Here is a 14,912-nt window from a genome sequence, read left to right on the forward strand (position 1 = left end):
GGGCCACCCTGTTTGGCCGGGCCATCTTGGGGTATGGTCCGGCTGCTTACTCGTGCGAAGTCTTCAGGCTTGCGGGCTGCGTGCCTCCCGCCGGTGGCGTCCGGCGGCTGCGGCGCCGGACGCGGCGAGCAGTCCGGCGGCAAGCAGGAGGATCATGGTGCCATTGCTACCGGCGTGGGGGAGCATGCCTTCGTAGGTGTAGGCCAGGTGCGTCTGGGGCTGGACGACCCCGCCCAGGGTCCAGTCGACGATGACATCAGCCTGTCCCGGATTGTGGGCGGGGGTGGTCAGGGTGACGGATCCGTCAGAGTTCTGTTGCAGGGTGTCTACGGCCGTCTGGTCAAATCTGACACCAGTGATCAGCAGCACCGGGTTGAATGCCACTAGAGTCGGCGTGCGGCTCTGTGTCATGCTTTGCTCGGCTCCAAGCTGGCTGTAGCGGTTGTCGCCCCAGGCGTAGGCCATGCCATCCTGGCCGATCGCCACGGAATGGCTCCATCCTGCACTGATTCGTACGGATGCGAACCCGGTGCCGACGCTGCCCTGATCTGAGGGTGCCGAGACTGGCCTGGGCGTGGCTCGCTTGCTTGTGGTACCGTCGCCCAACTGGCCGTTAGCATTGTTGCCCCATCCCCAGGCAGTGCCGTCCTGGCCGATGGCCAGAGAATTCCATGTTCCTGCGCTGATCTGCTGGGCTTTGACATTGGGCACCTGCTTAGGCAATGTCACCTGCTTGGACGATGCCTGATAGTCGCTGCTGAAGCCGAGCTGACCGCTGTTGTTCATTCCCCATGCCCATACCGTGCCGTCCTTATCGATGGCCAGAGCATGCCATGCGCCTGCGCTGATTCGGGTTGCCTGCAGTCCTTTGCTGGTATCCGTGGGATCGCGCACCAGCGTGGGGTCGGAGGAGTAGACGGTCCAAGTATTGTTGGTTGAGGAGCCATTGCCGAGTTGCCCCCAGTTGTTGTAGCCCCAGGCGTATATGTCGCCATCCGCGTTCAAGGCCATGATGAAGCTCCAGTTGGCGCTGACCTGGACTGCATGCAGACCCTGGTTGGTGCCGCCTGGGTCGGCTACCGGGGTGGGCTTCGGTTTAGAGTCGGAATTTGCAGTGTTGACATTGTCGCCCAGGGTTGTGGCCTCGCTTCCCCAGCTGTAGACCTTGCCCGCAGTATCGATGGCGACCGAGTCGCAGGCTCCGGCGCTGACTTGGATGGCCTGGAGCGGCTGATCCGTACTGGGGTTGATGACGGCTTCCGGCTTGGCGTGGACGTTCGTATCCGTGCTGCCATTGCCTAACTGGCCGAAATCGTTGTGTCCCCAGCTGTAAACGATGCCGTCGGAGCCGATGGCTAGGGTGTGTGCGCCCCCTGCCGAAATCTGCGTGTAGGTGAAGTCTTTCTTCACGCCCTCCGGCTTGAAAATCTCGGTTGGTTTGTCCTGCTGTTTATTGTCGCCGGTGCCCAGTTGTCCGTACCTGTTGTTGCCCCAAGCGTAGGCGTTCCCGTCGCTGGCCACGCCTACTGAGAAACCGCGCATCTCCCTGTTTTGGGAGCCGCCGGCGCTGATCTGGTTGAAGCGGATGCCCCGGCTGGTCTTGGGTGGCGTGATGGTTACCTGCTGGCCGCCCATCGAGCTGCCCTTGATCGGGTTGATCGACCATTTGCCGTTGTCGGCGGGGCTCCAGTGGGCGACCAGCGTGATGTCCGCGGTGACCGGCTGGCTGAAGTCATAGGCGACCTTGGAATCGCCATCGGCATCCTTGATGAACCAACCATCAAACAGGCAGCTGTCCGCCTTCGGATCGGGGTACGGGCGCATGGCCTGCTCTCCCTCAGTGACGGACTGGTTTTGGGGCATGTCGGAAGATGCCGGGCAGGAGTTGTCTTCGTTGCTGAAGGAGACGGTGTATTTTGGTCCGTCGTATCGATAGGTCAAATGCACATCCGGCTGTGACGCCCCATTTATGGTCCATTGAACAGTCACGTCCGCCTTTCCCTTTGCATGTGGCGGGGTAGTGGCGTTCCAGGTGTCCTCATTCGTGTTCTTCGACAGATCTGTAATGGTTGTTTCGTCGAACTTCATGCCAGTGAGGTTGGGTGTGCCGAGTGCTGACACCACTCCGCGCTCTTCGTCGTTGACGGCCCCGTGTCCGAGTTCACCGTAATAGTTGAAGCCCCAGGTATACAGGTTGCCGTCTGAGCCGAGCCCCATGGTGTAGCCATTGTTTATGCTGGCCTGCTTCCAGGTGAAGTCATCCTGATTGCTGTCAGGCTTGGACACAATTCCCGGGCCGTTTACTGGTGTAGCTTGCCCAAGCTCGCCGTCACCGTCGGTTCCCCAGCTGTAGAGGTTGCCGTCTGAGCCGACCCCTATGGAGTGGTAGTCAGTCGTCATGCAGTCAATGTAATTGACGTTGGCGGGTTTATAGACAGCTGCCGGACGGTTGGCGACTTTGAGGCTCAGATCGCGCCCCAGCATAATTTCTTGCTCATCCGATCCCCAGGTATAAATGTTCCCATCTGAGCCAAGGGCCATGGAATTGTAATGGGCTGATCCTGTCTGGAGCCATGTGAAGTCGCTGGGAACACCTGCAGGTTTGTCGATTTTGCCGGGAATAGGATTGTTCGTCGCATCGGTGGTGTCGCGGCCCAGTTGATCGAAATCGTTGTTCCCCCAGCTGTAGAGGTTGCCGTCTGAACCGATTGCCACTGTATCGTAGAACCCTCCGCTTGCCTCGATCCAAGTGAAATTGGATGAAGCGTTTGCAGGTTTGTCGACTTTGGTTGGTTCTTTGACTTCTTGAGTTCCCCCATCATGACCCAGTTGCCCATACTCGTTCCATCCCCAGCTGTAGAGATTTCCAAGGGAATCAAATGCCATAGCGTGATTTGCTGCTGCCTTGATGCGGGTGAATTTGATGGTCTCCTGCTTGTCTACAGGCCTCGGCGTCCGATCACCGCCGAAGATATTGAAAACCCCGTCCCGCCCAAGCTGACGGAATTCGTTGGAACCCCAACTATAGAGAATGCCATCCGAACCGAGAGCCAGGGCAAAAGTGTCTCCTGCGCTGACCTGAACCCAGGTGAAGTCGGATGATACGTTTGCGGGTTTGTCAACTTTACCGGGTGTGGGATTTGGATCGTATAGGCTACTGCTGGCTATACGTCCCAGCTGGCCTTCCTGGTTGAATCCCCAGCTGTACAGGTTGCCGTCTGATCCCAAGGCCACGGCAAAATTATCTCCGGCACTGAATTGACTGAACCGAATATTAGGTATGACGGGTGGAGTAAGAGTGACCTTGGTGTTGCCGCTCGCTGGCCCATGGACGGGATCAATGCTCCAGGTACTGGAGCCTTTTATCCAGTGGGCTGTCAGGGTGATGTCGCTGGTGACCGGCTGACTGAAATCGTAGGCCACGGGTGTGTCACCTATGAGCCATCCGACGAATATATAGCCGATTCTTGAGGGATTGGCAGGTCGGCTTACGCGATTTCCATCCGTGATTTTTTGTTCTGTGCTGGTTTGCTGTTCAGGGTTGTTGAAGGTGACGGTATGTTGAGCGGATGAGCGTGGTTGTGGTCGGCCGTTTACATGTTCATCTGCAGCGATTCTTTTATTGGGCTCTGGGATGGTGGGTGACGGCAGCCGCGTTGTGTTGAGCGGGGAGGATGTAGCTAGGGGTGATGGTGTAGATAGGGGTGTGGTTGGAGTTGGAAGCGTTGCCTTGCTGGAGGAAATGCCCGAATTTTGCTTAGCTACGCGAGGGGTCTGACGACCCCCCCCCCCCGGTGCCTCCTGCTGTGGCAGGCGCGCTCGCGCCGGACACAGCAGGCTCGCTGGCCTCAGTGCTGGCATCGGCGCTGGTGCCGGCAAGCAGGCCTAGAGGCAGGATGACAGCCAGCAGTGTGCTGATGGCCATAGCCGGTCCGATAGACGTGTGCTGGTGCTGACGCATGATAAGCATGATCCCCTTCCCCAGGAACTGCGGCTACATGCCCGGAACTCCCCAGTCCGGATCCCCCGCCGCGCGCCGGGCACAATCCCGGCCTCATCTGCAACAACTTTATCACCCCGGTGGACATGCCTATTCAAAACTCTATCGAGGTCCTAGCAAGTCCAGGGAGATTGATCTTGTGCTGCCTGAGGAGTTTTGTTCTATCTGGTTCTTCTGTCTGGCTTATTGATTCTTCCGGCCGAGCGGAAGCAAAAGAGAAATGGGTGGCTCCGTTGTGTTGGGGTCTGCGGGGCCACCCTGTTTGGCCGGGCCACCTTGGGGTATGGTCTGGCTGCTTACTCGTGTGAAGTCTTCAGGCTTGCAGGCTGCGTGCCTCCCGCCGGTGGCGTCCGGCCGCGACGGCGCCGGCCGCGGCGAGCAGTCCGGCGGCAAGCAGGAGGATCATGGTGCCATTGCTACCGGCGTGGGGGAGCATGCCTTCGTAGGTATAGGCCAGATGCGCCTGGGGCTGGACGATCCCGCCCAGGGTCCAGTCGACGATGACATCAGCCTGTCCTGGGTTGTGGGCAGGCGTGGACAGGGTTACCGACCCGTCAGAGTTCTGCCGCAAGACGCTAACCACTGTCTGGTCGAAACTGACACCGGTGATCAACAGGACCGGGTTGAAGGCTACCAGGGCCGGGGTGCTGCTTTGTGTTGTACCCCCGTTCCCGAGTTGGCTGTATGTGTTGTCTCCCCAGGCGTAGGCGTTGCCGTCCTGGCCGATGGCCAGGGAGTGGTTTCGTCCTGCGCTGGCGCGTGCGGCTGTGAGCCCGCCGTCGGCCTTGCCCTGGCCGGCGGGCGGCGATACGCGCGTGGGCTTGGGCTGGTCGCTGGTGTTCCCGTTGCCGAGCTGACCGTCACTATTCCATCCCCAGGCCCAGGATGCGCCATTCTGGTCGACAGCCAGGGAGTGGTGCACACCTGCGCTGATCCGTGCGGCCTGCAATCCTTGACTGGAGCCCGTGGGGCTTGGCACCTGCCTGGGCGAGGGCCGGCTGGTTGTCGTCCCGTCGCCCAGCTGCCCGTGGTCGTTGTATCCCCATGCCCAGGCGGCGCCATCCTGGCTGATGGCCAGGGCGTGGTTGGCTCCTGCGCTGATCTGCGAGGCTTTGAAAGTCCTGCTGGTGTTCGCAGGGTCGGGCACGGGTGCCGGATCGGCGGCGTATGTGGTGCTGTATTCTCCTGTGGCCGCGCCGTTGCCGAGCTGCCCGTAGTTGTCGTATCCCCAGGCGTAGAGGCTGCCGTCCGTGTCAATGGCCATGATGAAGCTCCAGCCGAGGCTGACCTGGGCCGCGTGCAGTCCCTGGTTTGATCCGTTGGGGTCCTTGGCCAGTTTCGGTGTCAGTTTGGATGCGCTGTATGCGGTGTAGTTGTTGTTTTCGCTGCCCCAGGTGTAGACGCGCCCCTGCTGGTCGATGGCCGCCGAGTCGTAGGCGCCGGCGCTCACCTGGGCAGCTTTGAAGGGCTGGCTTTTGTCAGATGGGTCAGGCACGGGTTGCGGCTTGGAATGGTCGGTGGTGGTGCCGTCGCCCAGCTGCCCATGGTCGTTGGCCCCCCAGCTGTAGACGATGCCGTTGCTCCCGATGGCCAGCACGTGGTAGCCGCCTGCCACGGCCTGCGTGTAGGTGAAGCCGGCGGCCACGCCGTCGGGCAGTGGAACCTTGACCGGCGTTTTCTGCGTGCTGCTGTCGGCGGTGCCCTGGCCGAGCTGGCCGTGCTGGTTGCTGCCCCAGGCGTAGGCGTTCCCGTCGCTGGCCACGCCCACGGAGAAGCCGTGGAAGTCACCGGCCTGGTAGCCGCCGGCGCTGACCTGGCTGAAGCGGATGCCCCGGCTTATCTTGGGCGGCGTGACGGTCGCCTGCTGGCCGCCCATCGAGCTGCCCTTGACCGGGCTGATCGACCAACCGCCGGTGTTGGCAGGGCTCCAGTGGGCGACCAGCGTGATGTCTGCGGTGACCGGCTGGCTGAAATCATAAGCCACATTGGAACCGCCTTTGGCATCCTTGAGGAACCAGCCATCAAACAGACAACCGTCTGCTTTTGGATCTGGATAAGGGCGCTTGACCTGATTGCCCTCTGTGACGGACTGGTCTCCTGGCATACCCGAAGCCGCCGGACAGGCAGCATCAACGGACGTGAATCCTACGCTGTATTTGGGGCCGGTGTATGTGTAGGAGAGGTACGCGTCCGGCTGAGGTCCGTTCATGCTCCAGGTGATGGTGACATTCACCCAGCCCTTGCTGTGCGGCGGAGTGGTGACGTTCCAGGTGCCGTCCGGGTTGGCTGTCAATCCTGTGCCGGGTGTCCCGCCGAATTTGATGCTGGTGATCGCGGCATGGTTGGTCAGGGGAATCGTACCTGGCTGATAGGAATCCCTTTTGTTGGTGTCTCGTCCTAATTGGCCATTGGAGTTGCGTCCCCAGCTGTAGAGGTTGCCGTCGGAGCCGATTGCCACAGCATGATCACCGCCTCCGATAACCTGGATGTAGGTAACGTTCTTCGCTGGAGGGTCGATTTTGGTTGGTTGGGGATCTGTCGCACCCCAGTATGGCCGTGCTAGTTGTGCATGGCTGTTGTTTCCCCACGTATATAGGATCCCCTGATCGTCCAAGGCGAAACCATTCCAGTCTCCCGCACTAATTTGGATTATGCGTGTCTTTGTAGGTACGTTAACCTTGCCTCGTGGGTTGATCTTTGTGCTGCCGGTGTATCGACCCAGCTGGCTGAAATTGTTGTATCCCCAGCTGTAGAGCACCCCATTCGAATCCAAGGCCAGGCAGTGCATGCCTTTGGCGATTACTTGTGTGTAGCGGACTCCGGCAGCAGGCGTATCCACTTTCCCCGGACTGCCGGTCGGCGTGGTGCTGGCGTCGCGGCCCAGCTGACCATGACCATTGCCTCCCCAGCTGTATAAGTTTCCATCAGTGTCGAAAGCCATGCAGTAGTCATATCCAGAGGTGATCTGGGTGAAACGGATTCCCGTCGGGGTGTCCACTTTGCCTGGCCTGGTGGTCGGCGTGGTGATGGTCCCGCGTCCCAGTTCGCCGTCGCTGTTGTACCCCCAGCTGTAGATGCTGCCGTCCGAGGCTAATGCTTCTGAGTGGTACTTTCCTGCGCTGACCTGGGTGAAACGAATTCCTGCAGGGGCGTCCACTTTTCCAGGAGTATCGGCTGGTGTGGTGTAGGTGTTACGCCCAAGCTGACCATAACTGCTGCTGCCCCAGCTGTACAGGTTCCCTTCTGAATCAAGGGCTAGGGAGTGATCGTAACCTGCGCTGACCTGGATGAAGCGAAGTCCGGCTGGGGTGTCTTCCCTGCTTGGTTGCCAGTTGTAGTCGGAGCCATACATTTCTCCCCAGTGGTAGATGCTGCCGTCTGATCCCACTGCCACTGAATATTGGTATCCTGCACTGAACTGGCTGAAGCGGATGGTTCGAGCCGGAGGTGCAGTCAGGGTGATTAAAGTGTTGCCAGCTGTGGGTCCTTGAGTGGGGGAGAGGTCCCAGACATCACCGTTTTTGGTCCAACGGGCTTCCAGAGTCATGTCGCTGGTGACAGGCTGGCTGAAGTCGTAAGCGGTCAATGTGCCGCTGATAAACCAGCCATCAAACGAATAGTTGGGTCGGGCTGGATCGGCAGGCCTCAGCGCTTGGGCGCCTTCATTGACGGTTTGATCAGGCGTGGTGGTCCCGCCCTCTGTATCAGTGAACTTGATGGTGTACTGGGCGGCTGAGCGGGTCTGGGGATTTTCGGTATTCGTGCTTGGTGAGGCGGATGCAGTAGGTTGAATTGGTTCTAGGGGCGATGATGTGTTTAAAGGCGATGGGGTGGCTAGTGGTGATTGGGGTGTTTCTGATGTGGCTGTTGGCGTTGCCTTGCTGGGGAAAATGCCGGAATTTTGCTTAGCTACGCGAGGGGTCTGACGACCCCCCCCCCCCGGTGCCTCCTGCTATGGCTGGCGCGCTGGCCTCGGTACTGGCATCGGCGCTGGTGCCGGCGAGGAGGCCTAAAGGCAGGATAATAGCGAGCAGAAGACTGACGGCCATAGCCGGTCCGATAGACGTGTGCTGATGCTGACGCATGTTAAGCATGATCCCCTTCCCCGGAACCTGCGGCTACATACTCGGAACTCCCCAGTCCGGATCCCCCGCCGCACACCGGGCACAACCCCGGCCTCATCTGAAATAACTTTATCACCCCGTTGGACATGCCTATCTACACTTCACTTAGGCCAGTAGTGTTCCAGGAGATTGATCTCGCTTCTTTTGAGGATTGCTCGTTCTGTCGGACTTATCAGTCCTTCTGGGCGGGCGGTTGCAAGAGAGAATGGGTGGCTCCGCCGTATTGGGGGAGTGCGGGGCCACCCTGTTTAGCCGGGCTGTCTTGGGATGCGGCCTGGCTGCTTACTCGTGCGAAGTCTTCAGGCTTGCAGACTGCGGGCCTCCCGCCGATGGCGTCCGGCAGCTGCGGCACCCGCAGCTGCGAGCAGTCCTGCGGCCAGCAGGATTATGGCCCCACTGCTGCCGGCATGGGGCAGCATGCCTTCGTAGGTGTAGGGCAAGTGGGCTTGGGTCTGGACGATCCCGCCCAGGGCCCAATCCACGATCACATCGGCCCGCCCCGGATTATGGGCAGGAGTGGCCAGGGTGACGGAGCCGTCGGCGTTCTGCCGCAGGGCGCCGATCACTGTCTGGTCGAACCTGACCCCGGTGATGTTCAGGGGTGTGGGGTCGAACATGGTCTGTATGGGTTTGGGGCTGTTGCCTGTTGTGGGGATGCTGGTGTTGCCGAGCTGGTTGTAGTCGTTCTTGCCCCATGCGTAGACGTTGCCGTCCTGGCCGATGGCCAGGGAGTGGTTGTGGGATGCGCTGACGCAGACGGCCTTGAACCCCTGGCCTGTGCTGCTCGGACCGATCACTTTCGTAGGGGTATCCTGCGAATGGGTGTTGCCGTTGCCGGTCTGCCCGTATTGATTCCAGCCCCATCCCCAGGCGTTGCCGTCCTGGTCGATGGCCAGGGAATGCCATGTGCCGGCACTGATCTGGGTGGCTTTGATGGTTTTGCCGGTGTTGGCGGGGTCGTTCGTGGGTCTTGTGTAGTTGGTGTCGTTGACCTTGCCCCAGGTGTACAGGCTGCCGTCCTTCTTTCCGATGGCGAGGGCGTGCCTGGTGCCTACGCTGATCTGCGTGGCTTTGAAGATCTTGCTGGCATCCTTCGGATCTTGGACCGGCTTCGGGTCGTTGGCGTAGCTGGCGTTGCCGTCTCCTGTGGCTGTTCCGTTGCCGAGCTGGCCGTTGGTGTTGTATCCCCAGGCGTATACGTTGCCGTCCTCGTCCAGGGCCAGGATGAAGCTCCATTTGACGCTGACCTGGACCGCGTGAAGCCCTTGGCTGGAGCCGTTGGGATCCTTGGCCAAGGTCGGCGCTTTCTTATCCGTCCCGTAGTCAGAGTAGCTGTTATGCTCGCATCCCCAGGTGTAGACGCGGCCTTGGTCGTCGATGGCGGCCGAATCGAAGGCTCCCGCACTGATGCGCACGGCCTTAAACGATTGGCCGGTATCTGGGTTGTTGACGGGCTGGGGCTTGTACCGGTCCGTGGTGGTGCCGTCGCCCAGTTGCCCGTGGTCGTTGCGGCCCCAACTGTAGAGGATTCCGTCTGAACCTATGGCCAGGGTGTGGGCGCCGCCTGCGGCAACCTGCGTGTAGGTGAAGCCGGCGGCCACGCCGTCAGGCAAAGGAACTTTAGTAGGCGTGTTCTGCATAGTTGTTTTGGCTGGGTCTTGACCCAGTTGCCCGTATTGGTTGTTGCCCCAGGCGTAGGCGTTCCCGTCGCTGGCCACGCCTACGGAGAAGCCGATGACGCTGGCCTGCTCGCCGCCGGCGCTGACCTGATTGAAGCGGATGCCACGGCTGTGATCAGGAGGGGTTATCGTCGCCTGCTGGCCGCCAAGCACGTTGCCTTGGCTAGGGTTGATCGACCAGTGCGTGTCGACTGGAGACCAGTGCGCGACCAGACTGATGCCGCTGGTGACGGGCTGGCTGAAGTCATAAGCCACATTGGAATCGCCTTTGGTGTCTTTGATGAACCAGCCGTCGAACATGCAGCCGTCTGATTTTGGATCGGGATAGGGACGCTTAGCTTGTTCGCCTTCAATGACCGATTGGTTTCCGGGCATGCCTGAGGGTACCGGGCAGGAGTCGTTCTTGGAAGTGAACCCGACGCTGTATTTGGGGCTGGTATAAGTGTAGAGCAGGTGTGCGTCAGGCTGCTGGCCGTTCATACTCCAGGAGACGGTAACATCTACTTGGCCTTTGCGATGTGACGGAGTAGAGACGCTCCATGTACCGTCTGAATTTCTGGACCGGTTGGTACCGGATATCCCATCAAACTTAATATCGGAGATTTCTGGCTGTTCAGGGAAAGGAATCTTGCTCGCACATATGCTGTTTTTGGTTGATCCAGTGTCGCGTCCCAGCTGGCCGCTGCTGTTATCTCCCCAGCTATATAGGTTGCCGTCTGAGTCCAGGGCCAGTACGTGTTGGTTTCCGGTTCTGACCTGGGTATAGGTGACTCCAACGGGCGTGTATATTTTGGTAGGGTCAGCAACAGTGCTATAGTCATTTGGATCTTTTGCCAGCTGGCCCTTGCTGTTGTCTCCCCAGCCATACAACATGCCATTAGATCCGATCGCGAGTGAGTATTCCCATCCTGCACTGATCTGTTTCCAAGCGAAGTCTTTTGCCGTGTCAGATGGATGAGCAATATTGCACTTGACATGGGTTGTATCGCAACTTGCTGTGCTGTATAGCTGGCCATTTGCAACAAGGCCCAGGGAATGTGCGTATCCTGCCGCGACCTGCTTCCAAGTGCTTCCGGAAGGACCGAATTCGGTTATTTGGGTTGGTATCGTTGCTTCGTAATTGAGACCTGGCATTGAAGGTGCATGAACCCCAGGGAATCCATTCCATCCCCAGCCGTACAGTTTTCCGCTCGTGTCAATAGCCAAAACGTGTTGGAAGCCTGCGCTTACCTGGGTGAAGTGAACTCCTGAAGGCATAGTGACTGGGCTAGGTTTGCTGGACGGTTCACTGCTGGAGGTAGGACGTCCTAGTTCACCGGTGTAGGCGTCTCCCCAACTGTATAGCTTGCCATCAGAGCCGAAGGCCAGAGCAAAGTCAGCTCCAGCAATGACCTTGGTCCAAGTGAAACTTGAATCAGCCTTTGTCGGTTTGTCGACTGGTTTGGGAGTAGGGCCAGCCTTCATGGTGTTTGAATCATCTGTGTCTGTTATGCGCCCTAGCTGGCCGTAATCGTTGTATCCCCAGCTGTAGAGGTTGCCGTCGGAACCAATGGCCAAGGAATAATCTCCTCCAGCCTCCGCTTGAACCCAGGTAAAGCTGGAGGATGCTTCCTTGGGCCTTGCGACCAGATTTGGCTCGCCACTTGGTGTTTCATTGGTAACAGTGCGCCCTAGCTCCCCGCCGCCGTTGCTTCCCCAGCTGTAGAGGTTGCCGTCTGAGGCAATGGCGAGGGAATGAGCCCCTCCTGCACTGATTTGAGTGAAGTGGATGCTGTTTGCTGCCGGCGGGGTTATGGTGATTTTGGTGCTTCCGGCTGTTGGCCCATTATCAGGGTTGATGGACCATGTGCTTGATCCTCTGGTCCATTGGGGAAGCTGCTTGGTCCAATGCGCATTAAGGATGATGCTGCTGGTGACTGGCTGATTGAAATCGTAGGCAAGGTGTGCGCCATCCTTGAACCAGCCTTCGAAAACGTAGCCGTTCCTGGTCGGATCAGCGGGTCGCTCCGCCAGTTCACCAGCCTTGACGTTTTGCCTCATGCTGGTGTGCTGGTCGGGGTCGTTGAAGGTGACGGTGTACTGAGAGTCCGGGGTCTGATCGGTTTTAGTGGATTCTGTCGGCGTGGGGTTTAGGGAAGATGGTGTGGATAAGGGGGATTGTGGTGTACTTGGCGCTGATGTTGGAGTCGCGCTACTGGGGAAAGTGCCGGAATTTTGCTCAGCTACGCGAGGGGTCTGACGACCCCCCCCCCCCGGTGCCTTCTAGTGTCGCCGGCGCGCTGGCGACACTAGACTCGTTGGTGGCCGTGTCTGCTGCGGCGAATCCACAGATAGCCAGGCTGGCTGGCAGGATAACGGCCAACAGTAGGCTGACAGCCCTTATTGGACGGCTTGGCATGTTCGTATGCTGACGCATGATAAAGCAAAATCCCCTTCCCCAAAGGCTGACCAACCGGCCCCTACCGGTAGAGATACCCTTGGATGCTTCCTGACATAGCGCATATCCCCATCCCTCTGTGCGAGGGTGCGAGCAGGAAGCCTTGCGTCTCTCAACTATACTACCTGCTGATAAGGTTCTCTCAGGTGGAATGTCGGGGAAGCACTCCTAGGCAGGATTAATGGTGCGGTGATTTTGCTGAACTGGTTGGCAGTCCCGGGTCAGGCAGGCCAACCGGCGATGAGGGCGTGCAGGCCCTTGCGGTAGCTGGTCTCCATAAGGGTACCTATTCCGTCATCCGTAGAGGCGAAGAGCGTCTTCAGGTCATCGAATCCTTGGGTGTCTTTGGCCAGTCTTTTGGCCAGATCCGTATTGGTCTGGCCGCCCGCACCGCCGACCGGGGGAGAGGCTTGGGCGATGGCGCTGCCCAGGGTCAGTCCGGCCAAGCTGTTGAGCAGGTGGATGGTGTCTGAATCGACCTTGAGCCCGTGGGCGGTCAGCTGGTTCAACCAGGTGCTGACCATGTGGAAGGACTGGTCCGTGTTGATGGGGTGCGTGGCCATGAGCGGGAGTGCCCGGGGATGCGAAAGCAGCGTTCGGTGAACCTGTAGCATGACATCTTCAAGGGCTTGCCGCCATCCCATGCCCTGGGGTATGGAGTCCAGGTCGGTGGCTGACTGCCAGATGAGCTCGACGATCCCATCGAGCAGAGCAGCCTTGCTGGGCACATGGCGGTAGATGGCCGGCCCCGACACTCCCATCTGCCTGCCCAGGGCGCGGATGTTCAGGGCCTCCAGTCCGTGCTCGTCGACGAAATAGAGGGCGGAACGCAGAACGTAGTCGCGGTTGAGCGTCGTCTTGACGGGTGCCTTGGGTGGGTCAGCCATGCTTTCTCACTCCTTCCGCTGTACTCCTCTCTTGAATAGTACCGTTGCCAGGAGAGCCAGGGCGAGCAGGAAGGCCAGCAGGATGCGCAGATCCGGCCAGACATCCTCCATTCCGGCATGGTCGAAATTGATTTTTCCTACGGCATCCATGGCCCAGTAGACGGGGCTGCCCTTGGCCAGTTTCTGCGCCCAGTCGGGGAATCCGGAGACAGGGCTGAGCGCGCCGCCCATGCCAGCCAGGAGCATGCCAAGAATGTTGTTGAAGGACATGGCCATGTTCTGCGAGGACGAGAAGATGTAGAGCAGCAGGCCGAAGAGGGTCAGCACAATCGAAATGACCAGGCAGACTGCGGCCAGGGCCAGGACTGATCCATTGGGTCGATAGTGGTAGAGCGCCGTCCCAACCAGCATGACCAGAGAGACCTGGACCACCTGCACCATGAAGGACACGCTCAGTTTGGCCATGACCAGGTCGAGGAGGGATACCGCCGACACCCGCATTCTGTCCCAGGTGTGCCATTCGTGCTCCTGGAAGAAGAGTTGGAGAACCAGCTGCAGGGAGAACATGGAGAAGAGGATGGCGAACCCCGGAAGCGCCTGCTCGGATCCGTTCGCGCCCAGATGCCCCTGGGCTCGCAGTGAATCCCGATAGGAGGGCAGCATGAAGGGGATGATGATCAGGGGAATGGCGACGATGACCGCCTGCAGCCAGATGCTTCGCAGCTCGATTTTGAAATTCAGGCGGAATGTCGCCAAGTATCCGTTGAAATGCATGACGCTCACCTGTCTTCCCATGCTCGTGACCCGGCGGGATCGCTTGAGGATGTACCCATGACGGTCATGTAGGCCGATTCGATGTCCGGCTGGACGATGGTGATCGACGCCAGACGGGCCTCTTTCATGACTGGCTCCTGCAAAAGGCGGGCCAGCTCCTGCTCTGGACTGGATACCGCGTGGTCGGGTTCCAGGAAGCCCTCTGCCATCTGCCATCCGGGGACCTGGCCTGGGGTCTGCCCGACGAAGGAGATGCGCAGGGATGCCCGGGCATATTTGTGGAGCACCTCCTGCAGGGAGCCCTGGACCTGGATCCGCCCGTCGATCAGGAAGGCCAGGTCCGCGCCCATCTCTTCCAGCTCCTTCAGGTAGTGGGTGGTGTAGATGATGGTGGTGCCCTGCCGGCTCATGGCCTTGACCATGTTCAGTATTCTGGCGCGCGCCTCCACGTCCGCTCCGACTGTCGGCTCGTCCAGGAAGAGTACCGGGGGATTGTGGACCATGGCCATGGCAGTGTGGAGGCGTCGTTTCTGCCCTCCCGATAGATCCTCGGCTGCTGTTCCTGACTGGGATCCCAATCCCATGAGCTCTATCAGTTCGTCGGCCCTTTTGCTGCTCTGCTTGGTGCTCAGTCCCTGCAGGCCGGCCATGCCGCGCAGGTTGTCTCGGACGCTGAGATGGGGATAGATGCCCAGGTCCTGGGGAGCAAGTCCGATGACCTGGCCGAAGATGCGCGAAGGGGTGCGATAGGGGTTGTGCCCCTCGACTGTGATGTGGCCTGAGTCCGGCTCGCCCAGCCCGGTCAAGGCTGAGATCAGGGTTGACTTGCCTGCTCCGTTCCTGCCCAGCAGGCCCAGGATGCTTCCGCGCCTGACTTCAAGATCCACACCCTTGAGCACCTGCCTGCTTCCGAATGATTTGCGCACCTGGCGACAGGACAGGGCGTATTCCCCTGAGTCGTTTTTTGCAGGTTGCAAGGTATACCTCCTGACGATTGTTGGTAGTTAACGA

At 59.5% G+C, this 14,912-nt stretch carries 7 protein-coding genes and 1 pseudogene; all 8 read right to left on the bottom strand.

The genetic code is table 11. The annotated features are described in order from the left end of the window. Window positions 1–63 precede the first annotated feature (63 nt). Window positions 64–3,861 carry an InlB B-repeat-containing protein gene (locus tag CI601_RS00795; protein WP_121913964.1) on the bottom strand — a complete coding sequence of 1,266 codons (3,798 nt, stop codon included), beginning with the start codon at window positions 3,859–3,861 and terminating at the stop codon, window positions 64–66. Then, complete coding sequence (locus tag CI601_RS08400; protein WP_183129696.1) at window positions 3,758–3,970, bottom strand: hypothetical protein; 213 nt, start codon at window positions 3,968–3,970, stop codon at window positions 3,758–3,760. The genes CI601_RS00795 and CI601_RS08400 overlap by 104 nt, the downstream gene beginning before the upstream one ends. Before the next feature lie 343 nt (window positions 3,971–4,313). After that, window positions 4,314–7,892: an InlB B-repeat-containing protein gene (locus CI601_RS00800; protein ID WP_310886176.1), complete on the bottom strand. Its 3,579-nt coding sequence runs from the start codon at window positions 7,890–7,892 to the stop codon at window positions 4,314–4,316. 531 nt (window positions 7,893–8,423) lie between these two features. Beyond that, a complete protein-coding gene (locus tag CI601_RS00810) occupies window positions 8,424–10,937 on the bottom strand; it encodes an LPXTG cell wall anchor domain-containing protein (protein ID WP_259465274.1) in 2,514 nt (837 codons plus the stop codon). Between the two features lie 33 nt (window positions 10,938–10,970). Then, window positions 10,971–11,870 (bottom strand): annotated as a pseudogene (locus CI601_RS08490) (InlB B-repeat-containing protein); the annotation flags it as partial. Window positions 11,871–12,461: 591 nt separating this feature from the next. Further along, window positions 12,462–13,127, bottom strand: a complete 666-nt coding sequence (locus CI601_RS00820; RefSeq protein WP_024627309.1) for a TetR/AcrR family transcriptional regulator — start codon at window positions 13,125–13,127, stop codon at window positions 12,462–12,464. Between the two features lie 6 nt (window positions 13,128–13,133). Further along, entirely contained in the window at window positions 13,134–13,901 is a 768-nt protein-coding gene (locus tag CI601_RS00825) for an ABC transporter permease (RefSeq protein ID WP_024627308.1), read from the bottom strand. Between the two features lie 5 nt (window positions 13,902–13,906). Beyond that, window positions 13,907–14,878: an ABC transporter ATP-binding protein gene (locus CI601_RS00830; protein ID WP_024627307.1), complete on the bottom strand. Its 972-nt coding sequence runs from the start codon at window positions 14,876–14,878 to the stop codon at window positions 13,907–13,909. Window positions 14,879–14,912 lie beyond the last annotated feature (34 nt).

The organism is Bifidobacterium sp. wkB344, from assembly GCF_003688305.1.
GTDB classification, from domain to species: Bacteria; Actinomycetota; Actinomycetes; order Actinomycetales; family Bifidobacteriaceae; genus Bombiscardovia; species Bombiscardovia mizhiensis.